This window comes from Paenibacillus sp. 2KB_22 (genome assembly GCF_052115745.1).
Classification (GTDB): Bacteria; Bacillota; Bacilli; order Paenibacillales; family Paenibacillaceae; genus Paenibacillus.
In genome coordinates, this window is sequence record NZ_JBFRHG010000001.1 from 788,164 (window position 1) to 801,198 (window position 13,035).

Below are 13,035 nucleotides of genomic sequence, written 5' to 3' on the forward strand. Positions count from 1 at the left end.
GCACTGACATTACAATTAACTACTGCAAAAGCATAGGAAGTTACTCGTTCGTTGAGTAACCAACTCTCCCCATGGCAGGCGCATAATCAAGAAGGCTTACTCCAACCTGAGTTCTAGGTCAGAGTAAGCCTTCTTTTTCACACGCTACGATTCTGGTGTAACATCATTTATTCCATACCAGCTTGCTCATCATCGCATAAAGCAGCGTAGCCGATTCGGCTCGTGTCGCTTCATCAAGTGGTTTCACCTCACCGTTGTACCCATGGGCGATGCCCAGATCCACAAGTAAAGCTACACTATCCCGGGCATAGGAACGAATCTCGGAAGCATCACGGAAACGAGTGAGGTTATCCGTTGCAGTCGTCTCGGCGTCAACCAGACCAGCGGCTGCAAGCGCTCTAACTGTCAACGTCATCATCTCCTGACGAGTGATCGTGGACTCTGGCAGGAAGCGCCCGTCACCAGTACCACTAGTGATACCTAGTGAACGCGCAGCTGTAACTGCTTCGTAGTACGGAGCCTTTTCGTTTACATCAGTGAACGCATTCCCGGAAGAAGCATTCAAGCCGAGCGCAGTCATCAACCATTGCATGTATTGGCCTCGGGTCATCTCCTGTTTTGGATGCAACTCTGTGGAATCATCACTTGCCTTGGCATCAATCACACCTCGGACAGCCAATGCCTCCATCGCTTTCTTGGCCCACTCCACTTCTGCAAGATCTTTGAATGTCTGCTCCACTGATACAACAGCATAATTTCCTGTGGATGGCGTTACCGAAAATACAAGTTGCCCGCTGTTCGAATCGTAGTAACTTTGCGGTAATGGCGTTGCCACGCCGTTCGCGCCAATGGCAAATGCTACAATCCGATCCTGCTGAGCATTTGGCGTTAATTGGTAAGGCAGACGAAGGTTCAACTTGCTTTCCGATGGCCATGGTTGACCATCCAGTTGAAGTTCAAGCTGGACTCCATACTGCGTGCCAAGCTGATCTGCGACTGTTTTTGGTAACTCTGTTCTGACCAATCGGATGGATGCCATTCCATCACCAACGATGTCCTTCGTTAACAGTGTCGCAGGAAGCTCCAACATGCCCAGCTCTGTAGCTATGTTGAATACATGAGACTCATCCTGAGCTATCAACGCAGAGGTAGGGAGAGATACTTCATATGCCGTTGCTCCCGAAACCGGCTTCAACCGAAGTTCGACCAAGCGCTGACCCGCTACTGTTACGGGGGCAACTTTAAAAGCATCTTTAATCGTTGAAGCATCCACGTTGGACTGCACTACACCCTTCTGGTCAGAGTGTCCCTGCAACTCCAGAACAGAACGGTCTTTCTCCGGTTTAGGTTGTGGTACAGCATTCCCTGCACCGCCATTGTTGCTTGAACCAGAACTATTCCCTGAATTTCCACCGGAATTGCCGCCTGGGTTGCTACCCGAACCAGGGTCCGATCCTCCGGGGGAAGAAACAGACGCAGGCACCTTCACCGTCAAAGGTACAGTCAAGGCTCTTGTGTCGTCAGAACTTCGATTAATTTCCAACTCCAGTGTTACTGTTGTTTCCTTAGATGGTGGGACAATTGTTCCATCAGTCTGAATGACGGACGGTACCGAACTGGAAGCGATCTTCACCGTGAAACCTTGCGGTACGGATGGTAATTTCAGTTTTTTCGCACCTGCGGAAGGCTGTTCCAGTGCCGTAATGCTTGTAGCTACATCGGCAGCAGTCTGCTGAGCTGTATGCACCTGATAAGCGGAAGATATACCTCTCACGGAGTGCCCTGTCGCATCCAAAGCTTCCACTTTGTAATAATATTCACTGCCGGGGTTCAGTTCACTGTCCGTGTACTCCCGTCCATTGCCGTTATAGACCACCTTGTACTCACCTTGTTCGCGATCTGAGCGGTAGAGCTTGTAGCTTGCTGCACCAAGATGAGCATCCCAGTGAAGCGTTGCGCTCATTGAATCCACCGCATCCGCATTGAGACCAGCACTGTCATTAACAGGTGGTGTAGCATCTGGCTTAACGATCATAATCCAACTAATCATCGGGTCCTGCGATGCCGTATTGCGCACGGTCAACTCCAGTTTGTTGTCCGACACACTGATGCCTTTGTGGGCTCTAACACTGGCGGGTGTAAACGTAACGGCCCCGGTATTGGTGCCATTGATGATGAAATTGGCTCTGCGCGATGCATTCGTCCAAGGATCGTTGAATCCGGCGTACACATCATATGTTCCGTTCGGTACATCAAATCTGTAGGATAAGTCTGTGCCTTTAGGAGAATTGCTGATATTGCCACCGTTCAGATAACGTACGGTCGAGAATATATCCCCACCATTCGAACCGGATGGCAGTGCATCTGCGCTGACATAACCCCAATTACTTCCCTCAGCCGGAACGTACATCTGATCGGCCGCTCCCGGGTTCGCAAGTGTTCCCTTCATATAAGCACCTATGAGACTGTAATCAGCCGTTTCGTAACCCCCGCTGTTCACAAAATATAGTGTATTCTCCGGAATGACATTTACACGAACCGCCTGCTTTTTGTTGTTATATTCCGGTGTCGTTACCTGTAACGTGAGCGGTCCTGGCTTAGCAAAATCTTCTACCGTCATGGCCCGGTTATCAATCGTCCATACTGCTGGTGTTGACACCAGTTCACCACCGTCGCGTACGTTCAATGTCGTTGGCAAGGATGGTACTTTGTCAAGCGGCACGGCTTCTGGCAATGGATCAGCAATATCCACCTTGCCCATCGAATTCAGCAGATCCGGTGTCCAACTGTTATACCACTTGATCGCGATGTCGGAGCCTATTCCAAACTCAATGGGCAAGAACACGTATTTTGCAGCATCATTCGAGAAATTGCCACCATTCCACGTATCCCCCACGTAAATGAACTTGCCTTTTTCCGAATCGACCGGAATGACGGATGTGGTCTGTGTGCCAAATGCCTTGCCTGGATCGGGATCACTTGGCAATGTGCGCACGAACGGATTGGTCTGCGTTGACCACGGGCCAAAAATGTTATCCGCCACCGTCACTTTGTTTTCGTTAGGGGCCCAGCCGGAAGCTCCGGAAGTCAAAATATAATATTTCCCTTGATACTTGAACATCGCTGGTGCTTCGCGTTGCCCTCCCGGGAACACACGCACGTAATCTACGCCATACTCAGCCTGATAGGTCGAATCACGTACCGGATTGCCTTTATCATCCGTTCGTCCTTCCTTATGCCACCCTGTTACGTCACTATAGTCTTCGTTCAGTTTGGAGATATAGAGCGTCAGGTTTTCTTCGCTGGAGTAGATCAGATAACCGGTGCCGTCATCATCCTTGAACAACGTCATGTCACGTGCCATGCCCTTATCACTTGGGAAGTAATCCTTCTCCCCTTCCGGAGTTCTGTCCATCCGGTAACTCTTCTGATACACAAAAGGTCCAGTTGGAGAGTCGCTGATCGCATAACCGGCGCGCGCCTTACCGTAGTTCGCATTATCGTTATAAGGGTCCTTATCACCATCCATGTGAGCCCACATCACGTATTTCTTTGTTTTGTCGTTGTAGATGACCTTTGGTCGTTCAATGATCCGTCCTTTGCGAATATCTGCCCAGATATCCACGCGGTCCTCACGCCCCGCATACAATTTGGAGATCAAAGGGTCATTGTCAAAATCATCCATGGATTGAAGTGTCGATAGAGCCATGCCCTCATCTGTCCAGTTCATTAGATCCTTGGAAGAATACACACGCACACCAACCGCTGGCCAGCCGCCCTTATGATATTCGCCATACCAGTAATAGGTCTCCGTCTGTTCATCGTAGAAAAAGCCAGCACCATGCGCATCAATCGGCTTCCCATCCAGATCTGGCCACAATTGCCCTGGTGTAATGCTTGTGCGAACTGTGGCAACACCCAACGGTGCGGATGCTGGAGAAGTTACGCCGTCCACGGTCGCCTGAATGATGTAAAAATATCCTGTGCCCATCGTCAGACCACTATCGTTAAAGGTGCTTTCATTCCCACTGTAGACCTGCTGATACGTACCCGCAGCACTGGTAGACCTGGAGAGCGTATACGTTACATCAGATCCAGTAAGGGCATTCCACCCCAGAGAGATGGATGTATCCGTCACAGCTGTGACAGCGAACTCTGTGGGAGAATCAATGGAGTACGTAGTGGCTTCTGCAACGGTGGCAGCTGACTCACCAGCCGCATTGAAGGCTATTACGCGATAGCTGTAGCTGGTACCCGGCTCAAGCTCCTGATCTGTATAAGTGAGCCCCTTCCCTTCATAGATCTGCTCGTATTGCTCACTGCCAGCTTCGGCCCGAACCACACGATAACCAATTGACTTGTCCATGGCGGACCAAGATAACTTCACGCTCGTTGCGTTGAGTGCTTCGGCCTTCAATTCGCTCGGAGCTTGAGGGGCCGTCGCTGTAGTTCGTACTTCCAGCGGCGCAGACCACAAGGATTCAGTTAATCCTCCGTATTCATAGGCAAGCTTGTAATAGTAGACCGTATCCCCGCTTAATCCTTCATCTGTGTATCCCACAGTTCCGGTGTTGGTTACCAGGGAATAACCGTCTTCAGGCGTAGAGGAACGGTACAGGCGATAGCCTGATGCACCCACGAGTTCAGACCATTGCAAGGAAACTGAAGACGCCGTCTGCTCAGCAATAGAGAGCTGAATATCGTTCTCAGGCGGTCGCTCGGCAATGGTCACGTCATCTACATGTACCGATTGCCACTTATTCCGAATGCCCACGGTACCTGAACCGTATGTAGGATCGACCAGATCGAATATCAACCGGTCGGAGCCGTTTTCGGTGATATACCCTCGAATGGTGCTACCTGATAACACCACTTTGAGGGTATACCATGTATTTTTGGCAAATGCATAGTCCACCGTTTTCAAAGTTGTATCTGATCCGTTCACCCGTTTGGAGAAAACGAGTTTATTATTGGGAACCTGCATTTGAAAATAGTAAAAGTTGCTCTTATCCTGAAACCGCGGCAATATTCCCGGATACCCCTGACCGGCTCCCGTGTAAAAGCGCATGGACACGGTCATGTCCGACATGGAGTCTCCAGTAGAGATGATGCCTTCATTGGTATCGCTCTGGAAAAGCGTGGAGTTGGACGCATCTGTCGGGTCAGCGAACACTTCCCAGTTGCCTGAGCTTACGTTCCACGCAGGTGCTTCGGTGTATTCCCCATCCGAAAAATCGTCCTGCAGCAACGTGGCGGGTATACTACCCAGATCGGCATACGCTTTACTCGGCAGCATCAACGGTCCGGAAGACAGCGCAAGTGTTGCAGATAACATGAATATCATGGGTTTCCTGAGTTTATCCAATGTTCATTCTCTCCTTTGGCGTGAAAGATGAAAGCATGGTTCTTGTATGCGCGGTGTTGTTGTTCAACCTATCCTCAGCAGCCGGCGTTCAGTACAAAAGCGGGGTCCACCTCCTTATTTTAATGAAACCGGTTTCATTGAAGAGTAAAAAAAAGACCCGTCTTCCCTTCTAAGTGCAAAATGGTACCCATACGGAATACCGTGTCTTCTTCGCCCCTATGCAGTGAAACAGGTTTCTAATATATAAATGTAATCGCTTTCTTGGATTATATTATTGCCTTATTCAAGCTGTCAACTGTGAATTGGGCTCCAACATTTTTCGTTAAAACCACGCAAAAAAAGGCGCGAGTTCTGCCTGTTTTGCAAGCAAAATCCGCGCCTTTTCTCATGCTTCGAGCTTGTTCGCAAGCTCGCTCGCATTATTTAGAATACTTTGGTTGTCCATGACTCACAATTCCACGTCTCCGTAACTACATCACGGTAGAATTCCGGTTCGTGGGAAATCAGAAGAATACTGCCTTTGTAAGCCTTGAGCGCACGTTTCAACTCTTCCTTGGCATCAACGTCCAGATGGTTCGTCGGCTCATCGAGTACAAGCAGGTTGGTTTCGTTATTGATCAACTTACAGAGACGCACTTTGGCTTTCTCGCCACCACTTAGTACAGCTACTTTGCTCTCAATGTGTTTTGTTGTCAAACCACATTTTGCAAGTGCAGCACGCACTTCGAATTGGGTATACGAAGGGAACTCCTGCCAGATCTCTTCAATACACGTATTGTAGTTGGCATCCTTCATTTCTTGTTGGAAGTAACCAATCTCCAGATGTTCACCGCGTTGAACGGTTCCTTCCAGAGCCTGAATTTCACCCAGAATACTGCGCATCAGGGTTGTTTTACCGATTCCGTTCGCACCAACGAGGGCGATCTTCTGTCCCCGTTCCATACGCAGATCCAGTGGTCTGGACAATGGTTCGTTATAACCAATCACAAGACCTTTGGTTTCGAAAATGAGCTTGCCGGACGTTCTTGCATCACGGAAGTTGAACTGTGGTTTCGGTTTTTCCTTGGCAATCTCGATGACTTCCATCTTGTCGAGTTTCTTCTGTCTGGACATTGCCATGTTACGAGTTGCCACACTTGCTTTGTTTCGGGCTACAAAGTCCTTGAGGTCAGCAATTTCTTGTTGTTGGCGTTTGTACGCCGACTCCAGCTGCTGTTTTCTCATCTCATGCACTTCTTGGAAGTGATCATAATCGCCCACATAACGGGTCAGATCCTGATTCTCCATGTGGTAGATCAAGTTGATAACACTGTTCAGGAACGGAATATCGTGAGAGATCAGAATAAAAGCATTCTCATATTCTTGCAAATAACGTTTCAACCATTCAATATGCAATTCATCCAGATAGTTCGTAGGCTCATCAAGGAGCAGAATATCCGGTTTTTCCAGCAGCAGCTTGGCAAGCAGTACTTTGGTACGCTGTCCACCACTCAGGTCATTGACGTCTTTATCCAGACCAATATCCGTCAGACCCAGACCACGTGCGGTTTCATCCACTTTGGCATCGATCATGTAGAAATCCTGGTTTGTCAGCGTATCCTGAATCGTGCCCACGTCTTCAAGAAGTTGTTCAAGCTCCTCGGGAGTTACATCGCCCATTTTGCCATACATATCATTCATTTCCTGTTCCATGTCGAACAAATACTGGAACGCGCCGCGAAGAACGTCACGGATCGATTGACCTTTGTTCAATACAGCATGCTGGTCCAAGTAACCAACACGCATCCGTTTGGACCACTCCACCTTGCCTTCATCCGGCTGAAGCTTTCCTGTAATAATGTTCATGAAGGTGGATTTACCTTCACCATTAGCCCCGATCAGACCAATATGTTCGCCTTTCAACAGGCGGAATGAAACGTCGTTAAAGATAGCACGGTCACCAAAACCGTGACTTAATTTTTCTACATTTAATAAGCTCATTCATGACACCTTTTCTATATAGACTTAATTCTTTGTTTATTATAAGCGTTATATCCTGCACAACTCAACGCCCTATTAAAAAATATTGCACCTTTTTGTCTGAAATTTGCCTTATATGAAAGGATGGGTTAAAATTTTGCCTTAACGAATTACTACTATATAGAACGGAGCTCTTCGAAGAGCATCAGGTGAAGAATATGATTGAAGTGAAACAATCCAAGCTGGGTGATGGTGGTGAGTTTAACCGCGGGGTATTTGCTACTGTTGATATTGCGAAAGGAACCCTTATCCATCAGGCACCCGTTGTGCCTTACCCGAATGAAGATCATGAGCATGTCGAAAAAACGATTTTGGAAGATTACGTGTTCGAATATGGGGCGAATCATACCGCCATTCTGCTCGGCTACGGCAGTCTGATCAATCACTCCTATGAACCTAACGCTACCTATGATATCAATTTTGATAACCACACCTTTGACTTCTATGCGTATACAGACATCAAGGCTGGCGAAGAAATCGTAATCAATTACAACGGTGAGGAAGACAGCATGGACCCGTTATGGTTCCTGGATGATTACGAGGAGCGTATGCTGGAGTTCAATAAGTCCAATGATGATGAGGGTGAAAAAGAGACCAATCCCCAATCCCAGGATACGGATACGAGTAAATAAACGTTAAACTTAAAAGTTTGCATGGACCGTCGTTGTAAATGCGAAAAACTTGCGCCCCCCGGTGAATTGTAAAATGAGCACCTGGAATACTCTTCAGGGTGCAAAGTTTAAGCACGAAAATAAGCAAGCCCTCCGTTAACGGAAGACTTGCTTATTTGTGTTGTCTTTCTTTGTAACGAGATATACTTGCTCAAATTTCATTAATTATCGTGCATCTTAACTTGTTTTAATCCGTAATTGGAGGATCTGTGTGTAAGTCAGCATCGGGTGGCGTGGATTTCCACTTGGTAAAGGCTACCTCGAACCCTGCACGCTTCGGTGAACATAGAAATGGGCCTGCGTGTTTGTTCATCGGATAGGCAAACCGTGCAACCCGAATCGTACGCCAAGGATGCTCATCTGTACGAGCCCGAATGACAACAGCCTCATTACTGTAGGAGGCTCTGATCGTCACAATTCGTCCACCCCACTCAGGTACAGGAGATAGGGACCAATCCGAATATGTATCCGTCACGACAGCTCCAACATGAGCAACACCGTCATTAACCTCAACTCCGGCCTTGATCCATTGATCTTCTCCGTACCATAACATCAACCCCGCCTGATCATATAATTCGGTGAATGAGCTTAGATCAAACGATACCTCAATCGCTTCCGTTCCGTCCCATGGAGCAAGCATGGCGTGTCCATCCCGATGACAGAACCCGTAGAATGTGTTCTCCCAGAAGTCACTGCCTTCCCGAGCTTCCACAACGAAACGATCCCCATCCATCCGTGCAGCAACGGGTTCCTTCGTCCACTTGCCTTCATGAAGCCCAATAAAATCCGATGACATCGTTGTTTTCATCCTTCCTTCCGTCCCAAGAGGTGTTTATCAGCAATTCTACAATAGAGAACCCAGGTCCGATGCAGCAGTAGGATATGCAAAATTCATGGTGTTTAACTGATCGATAGTCAGATTGAACTGAATCGCCATTGCAAAAAGGTTGATCAATTCTTCTGTTTTGCTCCCGAGCACATGCGCGCCCAGAATACGCCCAGTTGATTTATCGATCACTACTTTGGCCATGGCAAATTTTTCATGAGTTCGCTTGTAAGTATACCATTTCGACATATCATTTACCTGCACCTCATAGCCCTCTTTCTTGGCTTGCTCCGTGCTCATACCTACAGCTCCAAGGGCAGGGACAGTAAACACAATGGAAGGCATCACTTTATAATTAGGTTTGTGTTGATTTCCCTCCAACAAATTGAACGATACAGCCCGGGATTCCTGACCTGCTAACGGGGTTAAAGACAACCCTTTTGTATCCGTTACATCGCCAGCAGCATACACTCTCGGATTACTTTCACTTTGCAAGTACTCGTTCACCGTGATCCCCTTTTTACTGTAGCTGACGTTGGCTTTCTCCAATTCCAGCCCATCCACATTAGGAACACGCCCGGCTCCATGAACGACAAGTCCGCACTGCCACTGGTGATCTGCACCATTACGTGTGCCATGAACGACATAGGCGTTCCCCTCTTGCCGTATGGACTTCACCTCCGCGTTCAAGTGAACATGAATGCCGATCTCTTTTGATTTATGCAACAAAGATTCGACCAGCTCCACATCAAACGATTTCAGAGGCTGTTCACTCCGATGCAGGATATGGACTTCCGTCCCGGCTCTGGCCGCAATATGCGCAAACTCAAATGCAATGTATCCACCGCCTACCAGAACTAATCGATCCGGCAGCTGTTCCAGATCCAGAAAGTCATCACTATATATCAGATGCTCTGAGCCCTCAATCTCAAGTGGCGCAGGTCTTGCACCAGTAGCAATCAGAATGTGTTTGCCATGGAGCACTTCTTCCCCCACTTGAATATGGTTTTCATCGACAAATGAAGCTTTACCATGGAACGTATCCATTCCGGCCTGTTTGAATTGATCTTCACTTGCTCTAGGTATGCTCTCGGTAAAGGTGCGCTTAAAGGCCATAAGTTCAGACCAGTTGATGGTCGCCTGTCCCTGAATTCCTTTCCCTTGCATACGCTCATTCCAGTCAATCAGCTCAGCCGCTCCGGCCAGCACTTTCTTGGGATCACAGCCGCGCAGTGCACAGGTTCCACCGAACTCACGTTCATCAATCACAGCGATTTTCCAGCCAGCTTCAGTGCAACGGGTGATTACAGAGCTTGCCGCGCTTCCTGTACCAATCGCAATCAAGTCATAGGTTTCTTGAGTCATTGTAGTTCCTCCTCATCCTTTTGTTACTTCTATTGTTGGGATACACAACGTTAGAGCAATCCAGCCTGTTTAAGGTACTCCGTAGCCACCTGCTCAGGATTCGCTCCATCCACGTTCACGTCATAGTTCATCTGACGCATCTCGTCATCCGTAATCTTTCCAGCAAGCTGATTCAGCACCTCAACCAGTTGTGGATATTGTTCTGCAGTTTCTTGACGAAGCATCGGCGCACCTTGGTACGGCGGGAACAATTCCTGATCATCTTCCAGCACAACGAGTTCATATTGTCTCAACTCACTATCGGTGGAGTAAGCATCTACGAGATTGATATCGCCTCGTTGAACAGCTCCATAGCGAAGCTTCGGTTCCATGGTTGCAACGTTCGGGAATTGAATTCCATACTTCTTCTGAATACCAAGGTAACCGTCTTCCCGATCAGAGAACTCCATCGTGAATCCTGCCTTCATCTGCTGTTCCACGGGCTTGAGATCCGAAATGGTCTTGAGATTGTATTGATCTGCGATGCTCTTTGGAACGGCCAACGTATACGTATTGTTATAATTCATAGGTTTCAGAAGCACCATGTTGAACTGGCTCAGCATTCCATCTCTGGCCTGTTCGTAGACCTCTGTCCGATCGGTGCTGACTGCCGTTTCCTTCATGAATTCGGAGATCGCTGTCCCGGTGAATTCGGGATAGATGTCAATATCACCTGAGTTGAGTGCGTTGAAAAGGAATGGCGTTTTACCTAATCCAGGCTTTAGTTCAACGGTCAGATCCGTCTCTTTTTCGATCAGTAATTTATACATGTTAATCAGAATCTCCGGTTCAGCTCCCAGTTTGCCAGCAATTACGAGATCCTTCTGCCCTCCACGTGCCAAGAAGGGAATGGTGATGACAAGTATCGCGATTATTGCCAGCGAACCTAGAGTAACCAGGGTTTTCTTGAAGGATAACCGCTGGAACTGACGCAATAATACATCAAACAAAATAGCCAGCAAGGCAGCCGGAATGGCTCCAAGGATGATCAGTGCCGTATCATTCCGATCAATGCCCAGCAAGATTAATGCACCCAAACCTCCTGCGCCGATCAAGGCAGCAAGTGTCGCCGTTCCTACAATCAGGACCATAGCCGTCCGAATTCCGGCCATAATGACAGGCATCGCCAGTGGCAGTTCTACTTTGATTAGACGTTGTCGACTATTCATGCCCATCGCATTCGCCGCTTCGACCATGGAAGGATCAACTTCGGATATGCCTGTGTACGTATTGCGGAGTACAGGAAGCAGCGCATACACCACCAGTGCAATGATTGCAGGAAGTGTGCCTATGCCGAATAACGGGATGAGCAATCCGAGAAGTGCCAAGGAAGGTATCGTCTGCAACACAGCCGTAACCCCGATAATTGGTTCAGCCACTCTTGGTTTGCGTGTCAGGTATATACCAAGCGGAATAGCGATGAGGACAGCAAAGAACAATGCGATAAATGAGATCTGAATATGTTCAAGAAGAGCAGACAATAACTGGCCTTTACGCTCGCTGAACACCTCCGTGAATCTACTCATGTGCCTCACCTCGTTCCTGTAACTGATCAGACCAGTATTTCATCAGATCTGCCCGATTGATCTCGCCAATAATCTGTCGGTTACGTTCAACCAGCAAATGCTCGTGAGAACTCATAATCTCAACCAACTCCGGTAAGGTAGTTGATACGGGAACAGCAGTTTTCGCAGATTTGGGCACATGACCAGGTGAGAGTGGTGACATGATGGATTCAAGATCGAATACGAATGGTGAACTCGTGTCCGCATCAGAACTTCCGACAAACTCACGTACGAAATCATTAGCTGGATTCTGGATCAGCTCTTCCGGGGTACCTACCTGCAATACTTCTCCATCCTTCATAATGCAGATGCGATCGCCCAGCTTCATCGCTTCCTGAATATCATGGGTGACAAACACAATTGTTTTTTTCATCTGGCGCTGGATATCCAGAATATCGTCCTGCAATTTCTCCCTGCTCATCGGATCGAGTGCACTGAATGGTTCATCCATCAATACAATCTCGGGATCGGCAGCGAGTGCACGCAACACACCAATTCTCTGCTGTTGTCCACCTGATAGTTCGGCAGGTTTGCGCTCGCTGTACGTATCTCCGTGCAAACCAACCATGTCCAGCAACGTATGTACGCGCTGCTTGATTTGATCTGACTTCCATTTTCGCAGTTCAGGAACAACCGCAATATTTTCGGCAATCGTCATATGCGGGAATAGTGCAATCTGTTGCAGCACATATCCGATATTCCAGCGCAACTCGTGAATGTTGTATTCATCAATTGAGCGTTCATTAATGAGCACTGCTCCATCTGTTCGCTCAATCAGACGATTGATCATTTTGAGCATGGTGGTTTTGCCACATCCACTCGGACCAATCATGACAAACAATTCTCCCTTGTTAATGTTGAGGTTAACCTGACGCAAAGCCGTAGTTCCATCAGGATATTGTTTTGATACATTTTCGAACTGAATCATCCGCTCTCTTCGCCCCTTTATCAAACATTCATTCTCATCTATTTCCCCAAAAGTGTGTTCGTATAATCACTGCTGTCCGTAGTGCCTATGATTATGCAGAGATCCATATTTCAATCAACGATGTTAACATGCTGGTAGACAGGCAAAAAGACGGGCACTAGGCACCGTCTTCTCTTTAAATACAATATGTTTCTTCCATTAATTCCATACTGCCCTATGATTTTGAACAAATTGCTCCATGGAGATTGGACCATTCC

7 protein-coding genes are annotated in these 13,035 nt (G+C 47.8%); 1 reads left to right on the forward strand and 6 read right to left on the reverse strand.

The annotated features are described in order from the left end of the window. Positions 1–163: 163 nt before the first annotated feature. Together AB4111_RS03200 and AB4111_RS03205 are read right to left on the reverse strand one after the other, a co-directional pair. On the reverse strand, positions 164–5,365 hold the full coding sequence (locus tag AB4111_RS03200) for an S-layer homology domain-containing protein (RefSeq protein ID WP_442030425.1): 5,202 nt from the start codon (positions 5,363–5,365) through the stop codon (positions 164–166). A gap of 423 nt (positions 5,366–5,788) precedes the next feature. Continuing rightward, positions 5,789–7,345, reverse strand: a complete 1,557-nt coding sequence (locus tag AB4111_RS03205) for an ABC-F family ATP-binding cassette domain-containing protein (protein ID WP_442030427.1) — start codon at positions 7,343–7,345, stop codon at positions 5,789–5,791. A 197-nt stretch (positions 7,346–7,542) separates the two neighbouring features. On the opposite strand from AB4111_RS03205, the gene AB4111_RS03210 reads away from it, so the two are divergent. After that, positions 7,543–8,016 carry an SET domain-containing protein gene (locus tag AB4111_RS03210; protein WP_339242197.1) on the forward strand — a complete coding sequence of 158 codons (474 nt, stop codon included), beginning with the start codon at positions 7,543–7,545 and terminating at the stop codon, positions 8,014–8,016. Positions 8,017–8,242: 226 nt separating this feature from the next. Here the strand turns inward: AB4111_RS03210 and AB4111_RS03215 are convergent, their stop codons facing one another. Genes AB4111_RS03215 through AB4111_RS03230 form a run of 4 tightly spaced genes read right to left on the reverse strand, consistent with a single transcriptional unit; the run spans position 8,243 to position 12,778 of the window. After that, positions 8,243–8,863: a DUF1349 domain-containing protein gene (locus tag AB4111_RS03215; protein WP_442030430.1), complete on the reverse strand. Its 621-nt coding sequence runs from the start codon at positions 8,861–8,863 to the stop codon at positions 8,243–8,245. A 36-nt stretch (positions 8,864–8,899) separates the two neighbouring features. Further along, positions 8,900–10,246 (reverse strand): dihydrolipoyl dehydrogenase family protein, encoded by a 1,347-nt coding sequence (locus AB4111_RS03220; protein ID WP_442030432.1) that lies wholly within the window; start codon positions 10,244–10,246, stop codon positions 8,900–8,902. A gap of 50 nt (positions 10,247–10,296) precedes the next feature. Continuing rightward, positions 10,297–11,811 (reverse strand): osmoprotectant update ABC transporter permease/substrate-binding subunit OpuFB, encoded by a 1,515-nt coding sequence (gene opuFB / locus AB4111_RS03225; RefSeq protein WP_442030434.1) that lies wholly within the window; start codon positions 11,809–11,811, stop codon positions 10,297–10,299. After that, positions 11,804–12,778, reverse strand: a complete 975-nt coding sequence (locus AB4111_RS03230) for an ABC transporter ATP-binding protein (protein ID WP_442030436.1) — start codon at positions 12,776–12,778, stop codon at positions 11,804–11,806. Before AB4111_RS03230 ends, opuFB begins: the two co-directional genes overlap by 8 nt. Between the last annotated feature and the right edge of the window lie 257 nt (positions 12,779–13,035).